The sequence below is a fragment of the Alteromonas sp. ABH4_452 genome, from assembly GCF_056311825.1.
Genome location: NZ_CM149973.1, coordinates 132,422 through 153,925 on the forward strand (window position 1 = coordinate 132,422; position 21,504 = coordinate 153,925).

Here is a 21,504-nt window from a genome sequence, read left to right on the forward strand (position 1 = left end):
TTTCTGCAGCATCAAGAATAAGGTCGCGAAGTGTAGCATAAATTGCACTTACACCCACTTACCTTAAATTCGATTAATACAATTGGCATTTTCTTCAACTCGCGAGGTTGATTTAGCCTTTTCGCGCCACTCTTTTTTCAAACAGGGGTTTAAAAGTGGGGATAAAATCACCACTTTGCAATGTAGTTTCGTTAGTTCTAATCGTAAGCTTGCGCCTGCAAGGTGATCTGCTTACTCCACTCACAGTATAACTTGAATGTCATATCACTTTACTTGACACCTATGGCATACTGATTCTTTTTCTCTCATTTAGGCTTCAATGGATAAAATCGAAATTCGCGGTGCTCGCACCCACAACTTGAAAAACATCGATTTAACACTGCCACGAGACAAACTGGTGGTGATAACCGGCCTTTCTGGCTCGGGTAAATCGTCTCTTGCATTTGACACGCTATATGCAGAAGGTCAGCGTCGTTACGTTGAATCTTTGTCTGCGTATGCCCGTCAGTTTCTATCTATGATGGAAAAACCTGATGTTGATCATATTGAGGGTTTATCACCAGCAATATCCATTGAACAGAAATCAACATCGCATAACCCGCGCTCCACCGTGGGTACAATCACAGAGATTTACGACTACCTACGTTTGATGTTTGCCCGCGTAGGCACACCACGTTGCCCTGAGCACGATGTGCCCCTGGACGCACAAACGGTTAGTCAAATGGTAGATAGAGTGTTAGCCATGCCAGAAGGCAGTAAGCTGATGCTGCTCGCGCCCATCGTTAAAGAGCGCAAAGGTGAGCACGTTAAGACACTGCAAAACCTCTCTGCACAAGGCTTTATTCGCGCGCGTATCGACGGTGAGGTTTGCGACTTATCCGATCCTCCGCCACTGGATTTGCACAAGAAGCACACCATTGAAGTTGTGGTTGACCGCTTTAAAGTGCGTGACGATATGGCACTGCGTTTATCAGAATCATTTGAGACAGCGCTAAGCCTTGCTGGTGGTAACGCGGTAGTGGCTGATATGGACGACAAAGACGCAGAAGAAATAGTGTTTTCTGCTAACTTTGCCTGTCCTCACTGTGGCTACAGCATTAGTGAACTTGAACCACGTCTGTTTTCATTTAATAACCCAGCGGGTGCCTGCCCAACTTGTGACGGGCTAGGTACAAGACAGTTTTTTGACCCAGCACGCGTTGTCGGCAATACCGAATTGAGCCTGTCCGGCGGAGCTATTCGCGGATGGGATAAGCGTAGTTACTACTATTTCCAAATGCTGCAGGCAGTAGCAGACCATTATAAGTTTAGCCTTACCGTGCCATTTGAAGAACTCGATAAAAAGCACCAAGACATTGTGCTGTATGGTTCAAAAGGCAAGTCGCTGTCGTTTAAATATATAAACGAGCGTGGCGACGTGATGGAGCGTAAGCATCCATTTGAGGGTATTATCCCTAATATGGAACGCCGCTACCGTGAAACCGAGTCGAACTCGGTGCGCGAAGAGCTAGCAAAATATTTAAGCCAGCAGCACTGCAGTAGCTGCAACGGCACGCGTTTACGTGTTGAAGCACGCAATGTGTTTATCCAAGATACTAATCTGCCAGCCATTGCCGAGATGTCGATTGCTGATGCTTACGGCTTTTTCGAGACACTCAACCTTGAAGGCCAGCGAGCGCAGATAGCCGAAAAGATTTTGAAAGAAATCATGGACCGCTTAAGCTTTTTGGTGAATGTAGGCCTAAATTATCTTTCTATGTCGCGCAGTGCCGACACCTTATCCGGTGGTGAAGCCCAACGTATTCGACTAGCAAGTCAAATTGGCGCAGGCCTCGTTGGCGTAATGTACGTACTCGATGAACCGTCTATCGGTCTTCATCAGCGAGATAACGAACGATTACTCGGCACACTTACGCGTTTGCGCGACCTAGGCAACACGGTGTTGGTTGTAGAGCACGACGAAGATGCAATCCGCGAAGCCGATTACATTGTGGATATTGGCCCGGGTGCTGGTGTACACGGCGGTGAAATTATTGCCGAAGGTTCACTTGAAGATATAACAAGCAGTGAAGACTCACTTACCGGAAAATACTTATCTGGTAGAGAGAAGATTGAAATCCCTGCAACACGCACACCGGTGAAAGACGACAAGTGGTTAGAACTTTTAGGCGCTACAGGCAACAACTTAAAATCTGTTGATTTGCGTATACCTACCGGCGTAATGACCTGTGTAACCGGCGTATCTGGCTCGGGTAAATCAACGCTGATTAACGATACCTTCTACAAAATTGCCCAGCGCGAGCTGAACAAGGCGACCACTTCTGAACCGGCACCGCATAAGTCGATGACCGGATTAGATCAACTCGACAAAGTGGTCGATATTGATCAAAGCCCTATCGGCAGAACACCGCGCTCTAACCCGGCGACTTACGCTGGTATTTTCACACCTATTCGTGAAATGTTTGCCGGAACACAAGAGTCGCGTTCACGAGGTTACAAGCCCGGCCGCTTTAGCTTTAACGTAAAAGGCGGTCGCTGTGAGGCATGTCAGGGTGACGGCGTAATCAAAGTGGAAATGCACTTTTTGCCAGACGTGTACGTGCCTTGTGACGTATGTCAGGGCAAACGCTATAACCGTGAAACCTTAGAGATAAAGTACAAAGATAAGAACATTCACGAAGTGTTAGAAATGACCGTGGAAGATGCCCGTCAGTTCTTCGATGCTATACCGGCTATTTCACGTAAATTGCAGACGCTGATGGATGTGGGTTTGTCTTATATCCGACTTGGCCAAGCCGCTACTACGTTATCTGGTGGTGAAGCGCAACGAGTAAAATTGGCGAAAGAGTTGTCAAAAAGAGACACTGGGCAGACCCTTTACATCTTGGATGAGCCGACTACAGGTTTGCACTTCCACGATATTAAGCAGTTGTTAACCGTACTCCACCGACTGCGCGATCACGGTAATACCGTTGTGGTTATTGAGCACAACCTGGATGTAATTAAAACCGCAGACTGGATTGTTGACCTCGGACCGGAAGGCGGATCCGGAGGTGGCCAGATTATTGCAGAAGGAACTCCTGAGCATGTGGCACAACAAGAAGTTTCACATACAGGTCGTTTTCTGAAACCCATGCTCACGCAAGCTTGAGCCGGTTTAGATGTAAATTCGTAGGCGTTGAGCGCATGCCTTCTCTTTTGTAAGCTGCTGTGTAATTTACACGGCAGCTTGTAAAAAGTGCGCATTGACGTTTATTTACACGTTTTTTCATGCTGGTCAGAGCTTGTTTTGGCAAATCATACGTTACGATGATTTATGTGAATTTTGCAGTAAGAATTGCTGGAGCGAAACCCAATGACTCAAACGCCACCACTAGCCTTAGTTAAGACTTGGTACCACTTACTTTCATCATCTGAAGATAACGATGTGAAAGCGCGCGCACAAGAAATGCTGTTAAATGCTTTCGAGTCGCCAGAAGCCATCGCAGTTTTTTTGAAAGAACACAATATTCTTAAGCACTGATCAAAAAAGCCTTAGCGTAGTAGGCGTAACTACGCTAAGGCTTAGTGTTTAATTATAGACGATATTAAGCGTGCTTAGCCGCTTGAATTGCTAATCCTTCGCACACCGAGTTGAATGCATCGTTTTCTAATCGAGGCAGCCCCGTAAGCAGTTTTTCATAGAGTGCATCAACGACAATAGGCGATAAACTCATACCACCCGTTATCATTACCACCTCTGGTTTTTCACTGCTGTTTTCCAAACATTCCACCACTAGTGCTTTCACTTTATCTAGCCAAGGTTTTAACGCCTTTTTAAGTGAATCCTGTGAGATCTCTACATCAAAGTCGTCTTCAATATAGTGCAGCGGCAGCGTAATGTTTTGCTTGCTCGAAAGTAGTTCTTTGGCTAATCGAGCTGAGTTTACGACTCGAGCAGACAACTTGTTCTCTTGCACGATAAGCAAACGCTCTAATTGGGCCGGCTCTTTAATTACAGACATGGTTTGAGAAATATCTAACCCGTAGTCATCAGAGAAAAAGCGCGTAAGCGCTGGAATGTTGTCAACTGCGCACATATCAGAAAAATAGGTAGGCGGAACAGGAAGCCCGTTCATCATTTTAAGGCCCATACCCATTTCAGGCGCTATGCCTTTAAGAACTAAGCTTTTATCACAATCCATACCGCCTAAACGTCGGCCTGTTACCGCTAGCACATCGTCTTTACGGTCAAGCTGATTGGAACGTTCCGGCGAAAGCTTAATACAGCAAATATCCGTTGTTCCCCCACCAATATCTACAATCAGCGTGGTGGTATCTTTTGGTAATGTTTGCTCAATTTTATACGCCGCCGCTATAGGCTCATCTAGGAAATTAACCCCAGAAAACCCTGCTTTAGTCGCCGCTTCAGTCATAATTTGAATGGCCTGAGCGTTCCCTTCTTCACCACGGGTGCCGTGAAATTTCACGGGTCTGCCGATAACGGCATTGTTTACCACCTTGCCTAACTGCTGCTCGGCACACTGTTTAAAGTAAGCTAGCTGCTTGGCAATAATACCGATGAACGCCTGTTTTTGATCGCCATCTAGCGATGCGCCTAAAAAGTTCTTAGGTGAATAGATAAGTCGGCCTTTGTCCGGCATTTTAAGAAAGCGTCTAAACCCTTCTTCACCAAATGCAAACTTGCCGTGCTCTACTAAACGCAGCAAAGGAATCTCGTCTAGCGACATAGCGTGCATTAACTGCTGAATCGCTTTGCGTTGAAGGGCGGGCTTGTTATGAAGGTCACCACGCAGCGAGTCAATTCGGCTGCTATACATCGCCTGCTCTTTCGGGTCTTTTGCCGAATAATAGCCGTCTTTGGCTTTATCTATCTGTTCGCTGATCACTCGCTGTAACTGCGCAACTTTCGCCTCAACCATAGCATCAGGAGGCGGTGGCAGTTCATCCTCAAAATAGATGAACACCGAAGAACGGATTTTGTTGCCTTTCTTATCTAGCGGGTCAAGTTTGATGTGCTGATGGGCCGCTCCATCAAAATACACAACCTCAGAATTTGATGTACCGTAGTCAATCCCAATCGCAGTCATAGTATGTTCGCTCAAAAAGTTAGATGCGGATTGTAGTGCAAAAGCCTTTAGAGGTCACACTATGAGGACTAACAAGAAAAGAAAAAGGGGCGAACGCCCCTTCTTAGATGAATATTTTGTAATTAGTTTGGAGCAATAGGAGCTGGCGATAAATAACCTTCGTTATTAAATATTTCTCCAGAGTCCTGCCAAGGAGCAGAGTTCAGTCTAGGGTAGCCTTCCACATATTTAATTTCAGCTTGCGATACTTGTTTTATTTTTCTAACAACATCTAACACTGTTTTTTCGGCCCACTCTTCAGGCGTACCTGCAATTGCATATGCCGCCTCCCGTGCTAGGCCAGTCACACCAAGAAAACCACCGCCCTCTTTTTTAGTATAGTTGGCGTAAACATCAAGTGCGTAACCACCTTGATACTTCCATAGACATAGGTTGAAAGACATGTTGAATGCATTGTCAGCATTCTTTTGAGCAGTTGCTGTCCAAACAGCCCCTTCACATGAAGCAGTTTTGAGAGCATTACCAATAGATGAATTCATTTTCAATGCCAAACTCATCATTCCATTTGCGTTGCCAAAGGCCGAAGTTCCATCTACAGGTTTAAATCTTCCAGGCTTCTCTGGCAGATCTCCCATTACGATAGGGTTGCGCTCGTCTGCTGAGGAAACATTAGCACCTAACCCATCGCTGGCAGCCTCTGTTACCACATATCTATCAGCATTAGTTTTGATGTCAAAAACTCTGTATAACTCAATACTTTTGTTTTTCTCAATTGAAGCGTTGTTAACTGTTGCACAGCCACTTAATACGAATGCTGCTGCAACAGCTCCTATACCAACTTTTTTCATTTTCCAAGTTTCCATGTTCTAATTTTCATTTTGAGCAAAAGACGTAGTTTTGAAGTTGTTGACCACTTCTTTTTGATGTTTCTATTTATCAACTTTTTAAGTCTTTTCTAACCGCTAAAGCACACACTTATTTTTTAATGTTAGTGGCGGGACCTAATATCTGAGGTTTAAAGGTAGTTTCGTAGTTAATTGTTGTGAACTTCTGTGATAAAGTGTGAAATTAAATAGTTATCAGTAGCTTACACGCTCATCATTTGAGCGATATTTTTGACGGTGATATTGAGAAAAGTCGCTTTTCTCCAGTAAGAATGTAGTAAATGTATTTAATAAATGGATTTAGGGTGGCCGATGATTTAAGTCATGCCACAAAAAATGGATGTAAAATTGTATTTTCCTTTCATGAACAGGCAGCACTGAACGCCTTCTTTAATTCAGATAATGGCTTCGTGAGTACACAGACTTTAGAAGCCGAAGTATGGGAACAAAGAGTTGTTACTCATAACTCCGTTAGACGTCTCATCAGTGATTTAAGAAAAAAGTTCTGTGCTAAAGATAACTTTAAAAATTTGAGAGGCAGGGGTTACCAACTTGACTTCGAACTTCTCGACATTGAGCATCCCCAGAAGCGCCCTATTTCTCAAAAGCAGATCTTCTTTGCCTTATTTTGTTTCGTGATATGCTCGCTCTGTGCCTTTCTCATCCACGAATATAAGCGCCTTAACTCTTTATCAACTAATCAGGCGCTTACTAAGCAAACTGTTTTTTCATCTGACGAGTACATTGTAGATTACGATAATTTTGGCGAAACTTACTTTGTAACTACAAGAGATAAAAACACGTCCTCTATTTTCAAAACCCGTAATCGCCAAAAAACCGTGATCCGACACGCAAATTATCCCGGAGCCTTTAGAGGTCTAGAAATTAGCAACGGGGGCAAAACAGTTCTTCATGTCGTAGAAGATGGTAAATGTAAGATCAATATATATGAGAGACCTATTGAAAACCTGATTGACGTAATACCTTGCAATCGGCAAAACGCCTTTCCTTCTTTTGATTGGATAGATGAAAATAAATTTTGGATAACTTTTAACCTTAATAAAAGCGACTCAATAAAGCCTTTTATTTACGACCTGAAAACAAGGCGATTAGAAACACAAGAAGATGTTATTGGACTTCCCGCAAATTTGCCTTTTTACATTGATGGATTCATTAAGGCTTACCGTCAGGGATTATTTTCTCTTAGGGAAGATCACTTAAAGCAAACAAAGCTCATTTACTTAAAAGATAGGCAGCAAAAAACTATCTTCGAATATGCTGCAACCCCATATTCAATTGCATTGTCCGAGGACTCACTTTTTTATACAGGTAACCATAATGAACTTTTCCAATTAAGACTGGAAGATAACGTTCTTGAGCAAAGTATTGAGCCATCTTTACTTCTTGCATCACAAGCAGTAAAAATCGCAGATCCTCTTTACTTCAATGGTAGCCTTCATCTTACTCTCGGAAATGCATCTAAAGAATTCATTACGAGCTATTCTCAGAAACACGAATTTCATTTAGAAGACGGGGTTCGAGATTTCACGTATACAGACGATACACTTTCCATTATGGGCCTCACTCACTTTGGCTATGTTATTGAGCAAAGAAAAAACGGTGACGTATCAAAACTACAATATGTTGAAACCGAAAAATCTTTCAGACACTTAGCATTCTTCGAAAATGATATATATTTGGCTGGTGCGTCTGGGGTTTGGAAGTTACAAGATAAAGAACTCTTTGAAGTTGCTGACCTTGATGTTATTGATATCATTTCTAACGGTAATTGCATGATATTAGAAGCGTCTAGCGGAATTTATTCATTTGCAAAATCACTTGGTACTTTCAATAAGATCGCGTCTCAAGGCGAGCGTATATTTTCGGCACAACAAGGTTGCATGTACGTAGACAAAGTTTCAAATACAATCAGGAATGAAAAGAGGGAATTCGTCGCTACACCAACAATGCAAAAACGTATCTTTGAATATAAAGGAAAGCTTCACCACTGGTATAGCGAGGGAGAAGTAACTCACATCGTTGACCTCTCAACTAACCTTAAAGTGGCTACACTACAATCTAGAGCGTTGCTAAAACGCGTAATTGGATATAAAGGCGACATCCTATATGCGGCGCAATCGGGCGTGAATACATCAATAATTAAGTTAGGATTGTGACGCTTCTTAGTTATGAGAAAGCTTTCATAAAGAACATACATGATTTTTCAATACTGAAAAGTACACTCCATAGTGCTAGAGTGGAAACCAAACTTATAACAATCCTACAAATAATTATGAGTAATACAGCACCACTTATCACTTCTTTTGACGTGCGTTTTTGCGAAACCGATGCCTTACAACATGTTAGTAATACGGCACTAGTTGCGTGGTTTGAAGCAGCCAGAGAGCCCATTTTCAGAATGTTTACGCCTGATCTAGACTTACAAAACTGGCCGCTAATTTTAGCCAGCTACAAGGTCGACTTTTTAGCTCAAATTTTTTATGGCAAACCTGTAACGGTTAAAACTTACATTAGTCGATTGGGAAACAGTGCATTCGACGTGTTTCAGGAGCTTTGGCAAGACGACAAGTTATGCTCAACTGGCGTGACTACCATGGTGCATTTTGACTACAAAACGCAGCGCTCTGCGCCTATCCCAGATAATGTGAAGTCAGAGCTACAGTCACACTTTAAAGAACTACCCACTAAGTAATAAAGCGCAGCAAGAGGTATCCATGAGCGATTTAATTGAAGTTATTGACGATGTATTACCACCTGAGCTGTGCTCGCAGCTTATGGCGCGCTTTGAAAGCAGCCCTAATTTGAGTCAAGGCCGCACTGGCGGTGGTGTAGATTTAGATAAAAAGCGCAGCATGGATGTGTCCATAAGCCGAAGCCCGGAATTTAAAGACTTATTTCAGCAAGTGATGCAGCATACCGGAAAGCAACTAGTTGCCTATATTGAAAAGTACTATTTTGCGCTTGTTGGGCCTATTGGCCTAACCGTACGCCACCCCAAAACCGGCGAACCGGTAAAAGTTACTGGGGAAAACTTTGAAGAAGTGGGTAAGCCAAATTTAGCCAACCTGGTTAACTACCTATTCCGAGTAGGCGATGTTAATGCGCAGCGATACACCGCAGGTAACGGTGGCTACCCCTACTGGCACTCAGAAGTGTACCCGCAGCTTCAACATAACGATGCGCTGCACCGCGTGCTGCTGTTTATGTACTACTTAAATGATGTGGACGAAGGCGGCGAAACAGAATTTTACTATCAAAACCGTGCGGTCAAGCCCAAAGCAGGCAGAATGGTGATTGCGCCTGCCTATTTCACTCACACGCACCGCGGCCAAATTCCAAAAAGTAACGACAAGTACATTTTAACGTCTTGGCTTCTGTTTAACCGCGCTGAACAGATTTATACGCAGGGCTAGCCTTTTCGGCTAGCTATCCCTAAAACCCTTCAACTGCTTCGCCGGCCAAACGGTAACCTACAGACGCAATATCGCCTTTCCAACCATCTGTCGACAGTTCACCAGTCACCCAAATCGCGTCGTAAATATTGTCAATGCGCACACCTTCTTCAAATTTTACGTACACAATTTGATTAGACGGTGGTGGTGGTACGTGAATACAGGCTCCAAAATACGGAACGAGTAGGAACTCGGTGGTGAGCTCAGCGGTACCTTCTAACGGCACAACAAAGCCCGGAATTTTTACGCGTTTACCGTCAAAGGTATCGATTACTGGTGCATCAGGCTGAAGCTGACTCATTTCACCATTGTGTTGAACTGATGGTGGCGCAAGTTCATTAAAGCCTTCAGGCACTAGGTCTTCCCAATATACCTCTACCGGAGCTTCATCTGCCAGAGCGTTGAAGGTTACAACCATCATTACTACAGCGAATAATGAGGTCATGGATAATTTATGGTGGATCATACTGCTCTCTATCGTTGAGTATTTTGTTAGCTTTTTTTGTATAGGCTTTTGCTTTTCGTTTTCAATATTCACTTTTAGACCACATACAAAAAGGGCTGGTATTACACCAGCCCTTTGTATCATCAATTTAAAGCAGCGTGAATTATTCTGCTTCGAAACGCGCGATGCTTGCGGTAATTTCTTCTTTTGCAGCTGCAGCGTCTGCCCAACCGTCAATTTTCACCCATTTGCCTTCTTCAAGATCTTTATAGTGCTCGAAGAAGTGCTCGATTTGCTTAAGAAGAAGCGGAGGTACGTCTGCAATTTCTTTAACGTCACGGTAAATAGTAGAAAGCTTGTCTACTGGTACCGCTAGTACTTTTGCGTCTTTACCAGACTCGTCAGTCATGTTTAGTACGCCAACTGGACGACACTTAATGACAGAACCTGCAAGTAGTGGGAACGGAGTCATTACTAGAACGTCAACTGGGTCACCGTCTTCAGACAGGGTGTTGTTCACGTAACCATAGTTAGTTGGATAGTGCATGCAAGTTGCCATGAAACGGTCAACAAAAAGCGCACCTGTATCTTTATCTACTTCGTACTTCACTGGGTCAGCGTGTGCTGGAATCTCAATGATTACGTTCACTTCATCTGGTACATTTTTACCAGCAGAAATAGCACTCAAGCTCATTCTTAGGTCCTTTCAGTAATGTATTAAAAATTTTGGTCGTAAGTATACGGTGACAACAGCAAAATAAAAACGCTTTACGACCCATGTCGTACTAATCTCTTTATTTTTCATTAAATTTTGCTGCTTTTTAATAAAAAATGGCCCTTCAGGGCCATTTTTTCGCTACTACGCTTTGTCGTTGTAGCTTAAGCACATATCAACTTCGTCTTTCGAGCCGATAATGCAAGGTACGCGCTGGTGAATTTCTTCAGGCATTACTTCTAGAATTCGGCCTGCGCCCGTTTCAGCTTTACCACCGGCCTGCTCCATCAAAAATGCCATTGGGTTTGCTTCGTAAAGCAAACGCAATTTGCCTGGCTTAGACGGGTCTCTGTTATCAAACGGGTACATAAAGATGCCACCACGACAAAGTAAACGATGAATATCACCCACCATAGCCGCTACCCAGCGCATGTTAAAGTCTTTGCCACGAGGACCTTCTTTACCTGCTAGCAGGTCAGCAACATATGCCTGCATTGCCGGTTCCCAATGACGCTGGTTCGACGCGTTAATTGAGAACTCAGAGGTTTCTTCAGGCACTTGAATATTCGGGTGAGTCAGTAGGAAGCCACCGTGAGTTTTATCAAGGGTATAGATGTGCGTACCGCGACCTGTAGTTAGCGCCAGCATCGTAGACGGGCCATAAAGCACATAACCTGCTGCAACCATTTGTGTGCCTGGCTGCAAGAACGCAGACGGATCATCTGGCTTCATCCACTGCGGTGCATGGGTGATAGAGAAAATAGTACCAATTAGGCTATTAATTTCAGTGTTTGACGAGCCATCTAGCGGGTCGAAGCTCACTAGATAGTTACCTTCCGGATTGCACGGAACAACATCGTCTTCTTCTTCAGACGAGATGGCTTTAACGTAACCAGACTCCCTTAGCGTATCCTTTAGAATGTGGTTTGAGATAACGTCGAGCTTTTTCTGCGTTTCGCCCTGTACGTTTTCTGAAAGAGTTGAACCAAGCACGCCAGCAAGTGCGCCTTGACTCACGCGGAAAGAAATTTCTTTACAGCCCGCTAGCAGTGTACGAATGAGCAGTATTAACTCAAGCGGTGCACCGTCTTGTTGCAATTGGGAATTTAAACGTTTCATTGAATGTAAGCCTTTTTTATGTGTAGGGTGTTGTACTTGCAGTCGCTCAGCTTTCCTTACCGGCGTTTATCTGAAGCACACACAGGTTTTAAGCCTGTGGTTAGATTGTAACCGTGTTCTTAGTTAAGTGGAACACACCTTCAAAAAGTCATTCACACACCATACCAGTTTGAAAGCTGCGAATATTCAAATATTTGTTCTAAACAAAGGCTGGCGACCATTATGAATCGATGAAAATTGAATTATCTATCGGTCGTAGGGTTCTGATACAGTACGCCAATAACATAATAAATCACCGAGAATGCGCTATGCATGTACATATTTTAGGCATTTGTGGAAGTTTTATGGGTGGCATCGCCGCCATTGCCAAATCACTAGGCCACAAGGTTACAGGCTCAGATAAGAACGTTTATCCCCCAATGAGCACTCAGCTTGAAGCACTAGGCATCGAGCTTACACAAGGCTATAGCGAAAGCCAATTTGATCCAGTACCAGATATGGTAGTGATTGGTAACGCCATGTCGCGTGGCAACCCGGCGGTAGAGTACGTATTAAATCGCAATTTACCTTACACCAGCGGCCCGCAATGGCTGCTTGATAATCTACTCAAAGATCGTTGGGTCATTGGTCTATCTGGTACCCACGGTAAAACGACCACCAGCAGTATGGTGGCGTGGATTTTAGAACACGCTGGTCTTAATCCTGGTTATTTGATTGGCGGCGTTCCTGAGAACTTTGGCGTATCGGCCCGCGTGGGTGAAAGCCCTTTTTTTGTTATAGAAGCCGATGAATACGACAGCGCATTTTTCGATAAACGTTCTAAGTTTGTACACTATCGCCCGAAAACATTGGTTATCAACAACCTTGAGTTTGATCACGCCGATATTTTCGCAGACCTTGCAGCTATACAAACCCAGTTTCACCATTTGGTTCGCATGGTGCCGGAAAATGGGCTTATTCTTACGCCAAACGGCACGCCCGCTATTGAAGATATGCTCAAAAAAGGGTGCTGGTCGTCACGTCAGTCTTTAGGCAAAGAATGGCATGCTGAACTGCTAAAGAAAGACGGCAGTGAATTTAATGTATTACATAACGGGGTTATAGCCGGAACCGTAACTTGGTCACTTGTGGGTCAGCACAATGTAGACAACGCTCTTATGGCAATAGCCGCTGCCCATCATGCAGGCGTTACCTTACCCGATGCTATAGCAGCACTATCATTTTTTAAAAACGTTAAGCGCCGCATGGAAGTTAAGGGCGAAGTCGACGGCGTCACGCTTTACGATGACTTTGCGCACCACCCTACCGCTATAGCGACTACACTTGATGGACTGCGCAAAAAGGTAGGTAATGCACGTATATTAGCCGTGCTAGAGCCGCGCTCGAACACCATGAAAATGGGCGTACACAAAGATACACTGGCTAATTCATGGCAAAAAGCCGATGAGGTTTACCTTTATGAACCTGAAGGCATGGACTGGTCTTTAGTCGATTCGGTAGCGCACAGTAATGCGCCTACTCACTGTTTCAGAGATGTAGAGAAGATCGTTCAAGACGTTTGCAACGTAGCACAATCGGGCGATCATATTCTTGTAATGAGTAACGGCGGTTTCGAAGGCATTCACGGCCGTATTCTCGACGCTTTAAAAATGAAGTCCAAACTGTAAAAAATTAGAATAACGTTATATTCGATGGACAAGCCACAAGGCTTGTTATCAACAGAGGCTAAATCATGAAACACGATAAGCAAGTTACGCTTGCTATTACAGGGGCATCTGGCGCACCTTACGCTCTAACACTGCTGAAATCGTTGGTTAATGCAGACTATCAAGTTTACGTACTTATCTCTTCAGCGGCCAAGGTGGTATTTGCTACTGAAGAGAACGTAAAAATACCGGGCCGCCCCGAAGACGCAGCGGCTTTTTTTGCGGAACACTGCAATGCTAAACCTGATCAAATCAAAGTATTTGGTAAAGAAGAATGGTTTTCCCCAGTTGCTTCAGGTTCAGCCGCCCCAGCTAAAATGGTGGTATGCCCATGCTCTACAGGTACGCTTTCTGCCATTAGTATTGGCGCAAGCGACAACCTTATTGAGCGCGCCGCCGATGTCGTGTTAAAGGAGCGGGGACAACTTATTTTAGTTCCACGTGAAATGCCTCTTTCATCTATTCATTTAGAAAATATGCTTAAACTTTCACAAATGGGGGCCACTATAATGCCCGCTGCGCCAGGCTTTTATCACAACCCCAAGACAATTGACGACTTAGTGGATTTTGTTGTGGCGCGCATACTAGACCACCTAGGTATTGAGCAGTCTCTTGTCGCAAGATGGGGCTATCAGTCTTCAAAACATTCAGAGGATTAATCATGTTCGCGTTTGCAAACAAGATTTGCGCTGTTGCGCTGAGCACACTATTTACATTGTGTATTGCATCACCCGCTTTCGGCTGGGGACAAACAGGCCACAGAGTAACAGGCGCTATTGCCCAGCAGTATCTTAGCCCTCTATCGCAGGCTGCACTTATGGAGCTGTTGCCACATGGTTCGTTGGCTGAGGCCTCGACCCATGCCGATGAAATGCGTTCTGACCCCAGCGAATTTTGGCAAAAAACCGCTAGCCCTTGGCACTATGTTTCTGTACCTGAAGGAAAGACCTACGAAGAAGTTGGTGCACCAAAGCAAGGTGATGCTGTTACGGCATTAAATCAATTTACTGAAACCTTAAAAAGCGACACGGCCAGCATTGAAGAAAAGCGTCTAGCCCTTCAGTTTATTGTGCATATCATAGGCGATCTCCATCAACCACTGCACGCTGGCAACGGCACCGACCGCGGTGGAAACGATGTAAAAGTACGCTTCTTCTGGCAAGATTCTAATTTACACCGCGTATGGGATTCGCAGATGCTAGAGCAGCGCAAATTGTCGTATTCTGAGTGGACTGAATGGCTTACACAAACCATTACCTCAGAAGACATTCGCAGTTGGGCTACGACCGACCCTATGGTATGGATTGAGGAAAGTACCGCTATTCGCGATACCATTTACCCAGATGACGCCAATAACATGAGCTACGACTACCTATACGATCATTTGCCTACTGCTAAAAAACGTTTGCAGATGGCCGGCATTCGCATTGCCATGTATTTAAACCAAGTGTTTGAAGAAGCGAATAAATAGTTTTAAGTACCACCGACGTCAATTCGACGTTATCTCAGGGCTTATCAACTCGTCTTATTGGCGCTATCGGAAACCCTGCGTGTATCAAAAACACAAACGGAGGCCTTACGCCTCCGTTTTTTTATGTATTCTTAAAGCAGCTAGCTTTTGTTTACTGTTTAGCTCTAATCTAAATCTAGCGGTTCAGGAGAAAGAATAACGCCTGTGCTATCTGCATATAGGTGGTCTTCAGGTAAAAACGTAACGCCGCCAAAGTTAACCGGTACGTCAACTTCGCCAATGCTTTCACATTCGGCATTTACTGGAATGGCTGCTACGGCTAATACGCCAATATCCAATTCAGCAAGGCTATCAACTTCACGCACGCTACCGTAAATCACAACCCCTTCCCAATCGTTATCAATAGCGACTTGAGCAGATGATGCATCAAACAACGCGCGACGGCTTGAGCCCCCGCCATCTATCAGTAGTACTTTACCTGCACCAGGCTGGGCAAGCACACGGTCGATAAGACCTCGGTCTTCAAAGCATTTTACGGTGGTAATCTCACCACCAAAAGAATAACGGCCACCAAAGCTTGCGAAAATCGGATCTACTACGTCTACGCTGTCAGCAAACAAGTCGCATAATTCAGATGTGTTGTATTCCATTATTTTGCCTTACTAAAATTGAGAAGCGTTGAAGCTCTATGCTCGTTAGACCTAGCATAGCATTTATTCTGATGATGCAAATGGTTGATTTAGCGCGTTTCATCAAATTTTTATGTTTTGTTAAAAAAGCAGTAATTCAGCGCAGAACAGTCTTTTTTGAGCACGCATTTTGCTTTAGGCATTTAGCTGAAATTTTTTTGCTAAAAAATTTATTTAATAACCACTTTCCCCGTGAGTGAAATGGGTAAATGACAAAAATTAGGAACCGCGTTAGATGTCAAAAAAGTTTCTTTTTTCCGTCACCCACTGGTCACAGACACACTTTAGCCTGTGCAGTAATTAACCGATAGGGGACAAGGCGATGTTGATGAAATCCTTGACCAAGTACGACACTGACTTATTTTATCGCCTCTACAAACTGACGCAAAAAAGAGACTGTAGAAGTATTGTTTGGTTGTCGAAAACAGGTGACGGCTACTTATACTTTGTGATCGGTATGCTGCTTTGGGCATTTGAGCCAGAGCACGGTGAGCTTTTCCTTTACACAGCGCTGATGGCATATGCGCTGGAATTACCCATCTATGTGCTGCTTAAGAAAATGTTCAAGCGCCCTCGCCCTTGCGATTTTCTAATGAATTTAACAGCACATGTCACGCCTTCTGATAAGTTTTCTCTACCCTCAGGCCATACTGCTGCGGCAACACTAATGGCGTGTATCATTGCGCACTATTACCCGCCATTTGCCTTACTTGCTTACAGTTGGGCAGCACTCATAGGGCTGTCACGGGTACTGTTAGGTGTACATTATCCTTCTGATGTGGTCGCAGGCTCTCTACTAGGCGTAACAATCGCGACACTAAGTATTTCAATTCTGGGGTAGCATGAAATTATTGTATGGTGTGCAAGGCACCGGAAATGGGCATATTGCTCGAGCACGAATTATGGCGGCAGCATTGGCCGAGCGAGACGATGTTAGCGTTGACTTTGTTTTTTCTGGTCGCGCCCCTGACAAATATTTTGATATGGAAGTGTTTGGTACATACCGAACATACAAAGGGTTAAGCTTTATTACGAAAAGCGGGCGCGTAGACAAATGGTCTACCGTTAAAGACGCCAACCTTCGTCAGTTAAACAAAGACATCAAGGCATTCGATACCAGTGGTTACGATTTGCTGGTAAACGACTTTGAGCCCGTAACGGCCTGGGCTGCAAAGAAACAGGGGCTACCTTCTATTTCTATCAGCCATCAAGCGGCATTTACCTACAACGTGCCTAAAAGTGGCAATACCATTTTTGATAGTTTGATAATGAAGCTATTCGCACCTACCGAACTTCAACTAGGTGTACACTGGTATCATTTTAATCAGCCTATTATCCCGCCGTTCGTTTCGGAAAAACCCGTTGTGTCTTCCGGTAATGGTCATGTACTGGTTTACCTACCTTTCGAAGATATTGAAGATATTCACCAAATGCTTGAACCGCTAAGCGACCAAGTATTCGAATGTTTCCATCCGAATATCGACGAAGCGAGAGAGATGGGCCATATCCACTGGCATCCAACCTCTAAAAAACATTTTCAAAAAGCCCTGCAGCATGCCAGTGGCGTAATTGCTAACGGAGGCTTTGAGCTGTCTAGCGAAGCCCTTCAATTAGGAAAGAAACTGCTCATTAAGCCCTTGCATGGTCAATTTGAGCAGTTATCGAATGTGCTTACTCTTAGTCAATTGGATTTGTGTCAAACGCTATTTCAACTCGACACCGACATAGTAGAAGAGTGGCTTGAAGCGCCTGAAAATGAAGCTATCGCTTTTCCTGATAACCCCAATGTTCTAATCGATTGGCTCAAAAACAAAGACTTTTCTGATACACAGAGCCTGTGTGACGCCCTTTGGAAAAACGTTCAATACGGCGATAAAACACAAGAACGTTTATTGGCTCTTGCAATTTAACACCGCAATGCGATGATAGCGGCATTTGTCGTATTCTTTGCGGGATTTTTCGTGCTTAAAAAGTCAGTTGTTTTCTTGCTAACACTCACAGCATTGTGTGGCTGTGGTTATAAAGGGGCGCTTTATATTCCTGACGCGCCTGCACAAAACACCTCTACTGAACCAACGTCTTCTGAAAATACAGGAGTCGATGCTTCGTCTAGCGCCAATACCCCATCCCCCGCAACTACTTCTGGAGAGCTGAACTAGTGGATTTTTTCGCCTACAGCCAAGGTCAGCTTCACGCTGAACAAGTGGCTGTTTCTGATATTGCAGCCCAGCACGGAACGCCGGTTTATATTTACTCACGCGCTACGTTAGAGCGCCATTGGCATGCGTTTAACGATGCTATCGGTGAACACCCTCACCTTGTGTGTTATGCAGTAAAAGCTAACTCAAACATTGGTGTGTTGAATGTTTTAGCGAAGTTAGGATCAGGCTTTGACATCGTTTCAGCGGGTGAACTAGCCCGTGTTATTGAAGCCGGTGGTGACGCAAGCAAAGTGGTATTTTCAGGCGTAGGCAAAAAACACGACGAGATTCGCTATGCGTTAGAACAAGGCATCATGTGTTTTAACGTAGAGTCAGAGCCAGAGCTTCACCGCATTAACCAAGTAGCCGGCGAAATGGGTGTAAAAGCCCCTATTTCACTGCGCATAAACCCTGATGTGGATGCTAAAACTCACCCTTACATCTCTACGGGTTTGAAGGCGAATAAATTTGGTATTGCACGTGAACGCGCGTTGGCTACTTATGAGCTGGCTGCATCGCTTCCTCATCTGAATGTGGTTGGTATGGACTGTCACATAGGCTCACAGCTTACCGAAATTGGACCTTTTGTTGATGCATTAGAGCGCTTACTTTTGCTTATTGACGAACTAGCCGAGCGCAACATTATTATTGAGCATTTAGATGTAGGTGGTGGTCTTGGCGTAACTTACAACGACGAGCAACCGCCTCATCCTAAAGCCTACGCACAAGCCATGGCTGAAAAGATGGTAGGCCGCGAAAACCTTAAGCTTATCCTTGAACCTGGTCGAGCTATTGCGGCTAACGCGGGTATTCTGGTCACTGAAGTTGAATTTATCAAAGAAGGTGAAGAGAAGAGTTTCGCCATTGTCGATGCTGCTATGAACGATTTATTGCGCCCTGCGCTTTACTCTGCATGGCAAAATATTATTCCTGTGAAAGAAGAAACCACGGCAACGCCTCGCACCTATGACGTTGTAGGGCCTGTGTGCGAAACCGGTGACTTTATAGGAAAAGATCGAGAATTAGCTATTGAACCAACCGACTTACTTGCGGTTCGAAGTGCTGGCGCCTATGGTTTTGTAATGGCGTCGAACTACAATAGCCGCTGTCGACCAGCGGAAATTATGGTAGACGGCGACAAAGCAATTGTGGTTCGCGAACGAGAAAAACAAAAAGATCTCTGGCAAGGTGAGTATAAACTTCCGTAAACTAGAGACAAACTAACAAGATAGATGCGCGTTTAATGCAGGTTCAATTTTCTAAAATGCACGGTTTGGGTAACGATTTCATGGTTATTGATAACGTTACTCAAAACGTCTTTTTCTCTAAAGAAAAAATTCAGCAATTAGCTAACCGAAACTTCGGTATTGGCTTCGACCAGCTGTTGATGGTAGAACCGCCATACGACCCTGAACAAGATTTCCACTATCGCATCTTCAATGCAGACGGCTCCGAAGTAGAACAATGCGGCAATGGCGCCCGTTGTTTTGCTCGCTTTGTTAAGCAAAAAGGCCTTATTAACCGCAACAAGATAGTGGTAAGTACCAAAGCAGGAAAGATGGTGCTTTATCTAGAAAAAGATGGTCAGGTTACCGTGAACATGGGCAAGCCTGAGTTTGAACCTGCGAACATTCCGCTTACAGCCAACAAGCAAGAGAACACGTATATTTTGCGTGTGGGCGAACGCACCTTGTTTATTGGCTCGGCGTCAATGGGCAACCCTCATTGCGTTATGGAAGTAGACGATGTGAATACGGCTAACGTTGCCGAAATTGGACCGCTTGTTGAGAAACACGAGCGCTTTCCTGAAGGCGTAAACGTTGGCTTCATGCAGATAATTAACGAGTCACACATTAAGCTTCGTGTATTTGAGCGTGGTTCGGGTGAAACCTTGGCCTGCGGCAGCGGTGCATGTGCAGCAGTTGCAATTGGTCAAATACAGGGTAAATTAAGTAAAGACGTACGGGTAGACTTGCCCGGAGGCAGCTTACGTATACGCTGGCCTGGCCCAGATAACGTGTTAAAAATGACAGGGCCTGCCGAACACGTATATGACGGACATATAAATTTATGAGCGAAGTATCAGGGCAATCTAACGCCACGCAATTAATTGAGCCATTTAACGACACAACGGAATTGTCGAGTGCTGATGTGCGCGCGTTCTTATTACAAAACCCTGAGTTCTTTGCCGAGCATGCCGACCTTCTTGAAAAAATTAAGCTTCCTCATGAGCACAAAGGCAGTGTTTCGCTTGTTGAAATTCAAAGTGAACAGCTTAGACAAAAAGTCAGGCAGCTAAATTTTAAGCTGAATCAGCTGGTTACCATCGCTAAGCAAAACGAAAAAATATATCGCGTTTATACCGATTTAAACGTACAGCTACTACGCTGTGAAAGCGTAGCTGAAGTACAGTTTACCTTAGAAGATGTACTACAAGAGCGTTTGCAGTTGTCTTCTGCGGTGATAAAAAGCTTTAAAGGCCCTCACGCTATTCCTGAACTACAACAACGCCTGTTTACGGAAAAGCGCTTTAAAAATACCAACTTCTTCTTTGGTCGTTTGTCACAGCACGAACGTCAACTTCTGTTCGGCGAAAGCCCTGCAGAATCTGTAGCGTTAATGCTGCTTGGTGATAACCGCGAATTGGGCATTTTGGGCATTAGCAGCAGCGATGCCAGTCATTTTACGCCGGATATGGATACGCTTTTGCTACAACAGCTTCAGCAAGTTCTAAATATTATCTTGCCTGAAATGATGGGATATTAGGTGTAGTGTCTACAGACGCCTTAATCAGCGAACAGTGCCAGCAATGGCTCGATAAATTTCTACTTCATTTGCAGGTAGAGCGTGGTTTATCCCTACACACCATCAAAAATTATCAGCGCCAGCTAACTGAAGTGGCAAAGCTACTTGGGCTTTACGAATGGTCTGGGCTCACGCCAAGCGATATTAAGCGTGTTATGGCTGATGCCAAAATGTCTGGGCATAGCCCCCGAAGTATCGCACTTAGACTATCGGCACTAAGAACATTCTGCCAATACCTTATTGACCACCAGCAGCTATTCAGCAACCCTGTTGAGGGCATTCAAGCTCCTAAACAGGGAAAGCCATTACCTAAGCAGCTTAGCGTAGATGAGATGCAGCAGTTACTTAATGCGTCGCCTCAGAGCAGTGACGATGATGAAGGCATGCAGTTAAGAGATGTAGCCATGTTTGAACTGCTATATGGCTGTGGCCTACGCTTAAGCGAACTTACCGGGCTTAATTTAGCCGACTGTCTAAAAGACGGTACGGTGAAGGTCATGGGTAAAGGAAGTAAGCAACGGATACTCCCATTAGGCCGACATGCGCAAAAAGCCCTTAATGCCTGGTTAAAAGTTCGGCCAGCTTACGCTTCCCCGTATGAAAGTGCGGTTTTTGTGAGTAAACGCAAAACCCGAATATCGAACAGGCAGGTTGCAAATCGTTTAGATAAAATGGCGAAAGAACAGTCCTTATCGCAGAAAGTAAGCCCTCACAAACTGCGCCATTCTTTCGCTACTCACGTATTAGAATCCAGTGGCGATTTACGTGCGGTTCAAGAATTGTTAGGGCACGCTAACTTGTCGACAACACAAGTTTATACCCATTTAGACTTCCAGCATCTCGCCAATGTCTATGATGCCGCTCATCCGCGGGCGCATAAAAAATAAAGCAAACCTAAGGTTTTAC

21 protein-coding genes are annotated in these 21,504 nt (G+C 44.4%); 15 read left to right on the forward strand and 6 right to left on the reverse strand.

Going from position 1 to position 21,504, the window contains the following annotated elements:
* The first annotated feature begins 319 nt into the window (after positions 1-319).
* Together uvrA and ACYX4N_RS00545 are read left to right on the forward strand one after the other, a co-directional pair.
* Positions 320-3,151, forward strand: a complete 2,832-nt coding sequence (uvrA, locus tag ACYX4N_RS00540) for an excinuclease ABC subunit UvrA (RefSeq protein ID WP_476055261.1) — start codon at positions 320-322, stop codon at positions 3,149-3,151.
* A gap of 204 nt (positions 3,152-3,355) precedes the next feature.
* Positions 3,356-3,523: a hypothetical protein gene (locus tag ACYX4N_RS00545; protein ID WP_474802878.1), complete on the forward strand. Its 168-nt coding sequence runs from the start codon at positions 3,356-3,358 to the stop codon at positions 3,521-3,523.
* Between the two features lie 64 nt (positions 3,524-3,587).
* Here ACYX4N_RS00545 and ACYX4N_RS00550 read toward each other — a convergent pair whose 3' ends face one another.
* Both ACYX4N_RS00550 and ACYX4N_RS00555 read right to left on the reverse strand, forming a co-directional pair.
* Complete coding sequence (locus tag ACYX4N_RS00550; RefSeq protein WP_476055262.1) at positions 3,588-5,090, reverse strand: Hsp70 family protein; 1,503 nt, start codon at positions 5,088-5,090, stop codon at positions 3,588-3,590.
* A 122-nt stretch (positions 5,091-5,212) separates the two neighbouring features.
* Entirely contained in the window at positions 5,213-5,953 is a 741-nt protein-coding gene (locus tag ACYX4N_RS00555) for a hypothetical protein (protein ID WP_474802882.1), read from the reverse strand.
* Between the two features lie 326 nt (positions 5,954-6,279).
* Between ACYX4N_RS00555 and ACYX4N_RS00560 the strand changes: the two genes are divergently transcribed.
* From ACYX4N_RS00560 to ACYX4N_RS00570, 3 genes are all read left to right on the forward strand, one after another.
* Positions 6,280-8,151: a winged helix-turn-helix domain-containing protein gene (locus ACYX4N_RS00560; RefSeq protein WP_476055263.1), complete on the forward strand. Its 1,872-nt coding sequence runs from the start codon at positions 6,280-6,282 to the stop codon at positions 8,149-8,151.
* Between the two features lie 116 nt (positions 8,152-8,267).
* The gene (locus ACYX4N_RS00565) at positions 8,268-8,687 is read left to right on the forward strand and encodes an acyl-CoA thioesterase (RefSeq protein ID WP_476055264.1); all 420 of its coding nucleotides are present in this window, start codon (positions 8,268-8,270) and stop codon (positions 8,685-8,687) included.
* A gap of 22 nt (positions 8,688-8,709) precedes the next feature.
* On the forward strand, positions 8,710-9,408 hold the full coding sequence (locus ACYX4N_RS00570; protein ID WP_476055265.1) for a 2OG-Fe(II) oxygenase: 699 nt from the start codon (positions 8,710-8,712) through the stop codon (positions 9,406-9,408).
* Between the two features lie 19 nt (positions 9,409-9,427).
* Here ACYX4N_RS00570 and ACYX4N_RS00575 read toward each other — a convergent pair whose 3' ends face one another.
* The 3 genes from ACYX4N_RS00575 to ACYX4N_RS00585 form a co-directional block, all read right to left on the reverse strand.
* On the reverse strand, positions 9,428-9,913 hold the full coding sequence (locus tag ACYX4N_RS00575) for a DUF3299 domain-containing protein (RefSeq protein ID WP_476055266.1): 486 nt from the start codon (positions 9,911-9,913) through the stop codon (positions 9,428-9,430).
* Positions 9,914-10,055: 142 nt separating this feature from the next.
* On the reverse strand, positions 10,056-10,586 hold the full coding sequence (ppa, locus tag ACYX4N_RS00580) for an inorganic diphosphatase (protein WP_014947861.1): 531 nt from the start codon (positions 10,584-10,586) through the stop codon (positions 10,056-10,058).
* 165 nt (positions 10,587-10,751) lie between these two features.
* Entirely contained in the window at positions 10,752-11,726 is a 975-nt protein-coding gene (locus tag ACYX4N_RS00585; protein WP_474802894.1) for a class 1 fructose-bisphosphatase, read from the reverse strand.
* 308 nt (positions 11,727-12,034) lie between these two features.
* On the opposite strand from ACYX4N_RS00585, the gene mpl reads away from it, so the two are divergent.
* From mpl to ACYX4N_RS00600, 3 genes are all read left to right on the forward strand, one after another.
* Positions 12,035-13,393, forward strand: coding sequence for a UDP-N-acetylmuramate:L-alanyl-gamma-D-glutamyl-meso-diaminopimelate ligase (gene mpl, locus ACYX4N_RS00590; protein WP_474802896.1), 1,359 nt, complete (start codon positions 12,035-12,037; stop codon positions 13,391-13,393).
* Between the two features lie 65 nt (positions 13,394-13,458).
* Positions 13,459-14,091 carry a flavin prenyltransferase UbiX gene (locus ACYX4N_RS00595; protein ID WP_014947858.1) on the forward strand — a complete coding sequence of 211 codons (633 nt, stop codon included), beginning with the start codon at positions 13,459-13,461 and terminating at the stop codon, positions 14,089-14,091.
* Positions 14,092-14,093: 2 nt separating this feature from the next.
* Positions 14,094-14,903 (forward strand): S1/P1 nuclease, encoded by an 810-nt coding sequence (locus ACYX4N_RS00600; protein ID WP_476055267.1) that lies wholly within the window; start codon positions 14,094-14,096, stop codon positions 14,901-14,903.
* Between the two features lie 164 nt (positions 14,904-15,067).
* Here ACYX4N_RS00600 and rraA read toward each other — a convergent pair whose 3' ends face one another.
* Positions 15,068-15,553, reverse strand: a complete 486-nt coding sequence (gene rraA / locus ACYX4N_RS00605; RefSeq protein WP_179982013.1) for a ribonuclease E activity regulator RraA — start codon at positions 15,551-15,553, stop codon at positions 15,068-15,070.
* A gap of 367 nt (positions 15,554-15,920) precedes the next feature.
* Between rraA and ACYX4N_RS00610 the strand changes: the two genes are divergently transcribed.
* From ACYX4N_RS00610 to xerC, 7 genes are read left to right on the forward strand one after another with little or no spacing between them, the layout of a single operon-like run.
* Complete coding sequence (locus tag ACYX4N_RS00610; RefSeq protein ID WP_474802902.1) at positions 15,921-16,433, forward strand: phosphatase PAP2 family protein; 513 nt, start codon at positions 15,921-15,923, stop codon at positions 16,431-16,433.
* 1 nt (position 16,434) lies between these two features.
* The gene (locus ACYX4N_RS00615; protein WP_474857299.1) at positions 16,435-17,502 is read left to right on the forward strand and encodes an MJ1255/VC2487 family glycosyltransferase; all 1,068 of its coding nucleotides are present in this window, start codon (positions 16,435-16,437) and stop codon (positions 17,500-17,502) included.
* A gap of 51 nt (positions 17,503-17,553) precedes the next feature.
* A complete protein-coding gene (lptM, locus tag ACYX4N_RS00620) occupies positions 17,554-17,751 on the forward strand; it encodes an LPS translocon maturation chaperone LptM (protein ID WP_474802905.1) in 198 nt (65 codons plus the stop codon).
* Entirely contained in the window at positions 17,751-19,001 is a 1,251-nt protein-coding gene (lysA, locus tag ACYX4N_RS00625; RefSeq protein ID WP_474857298.1) for a diaminopimelate decarboxylase, read from the forward strand. Before lptM ends, lysA begins: the two co-directional genes overlap by 1 nt.
* 35 nt (positions 19,002-19,036) lie before the next feature.
* Positions 19,037-19,867: a diaminopimelate epimerase gene (gene dapF / locus ACYX4N_RS00630; protein WP_179982008.1), complete on the forward strand. Its 831-nt coding sequence runs from the start codon at positions 19,037-19,039 to the stop codon at positions 19,865-19,867.
* Entirely contained in the window at positions 19,864-20,559 is a 696-nt protein-coding gene (locus ACYX4N_RS00635) for a DUF484 family protein (RefSeq protein WP_474857297.1), read from the forward strand. Before dapF ends, ACYX4N_RS00635 begins: the two co-directional genes overlap by 4 nt.
* 5 nt (positions 20,560-20,564) lie before the next feature.
* Positions 20,565-21,485, forward strand: coding sequence for a tyrosine recombinase XerC (gene xerC / locus ACYX4N_RS00640; protein ID WP_476055269.1), 921 nt, complete (start codon positions 20,565-20,567; stop codon positions 21,483-21,485).
* Positions 21,486-21,504 lie beyond the last annotated feature (19 nt).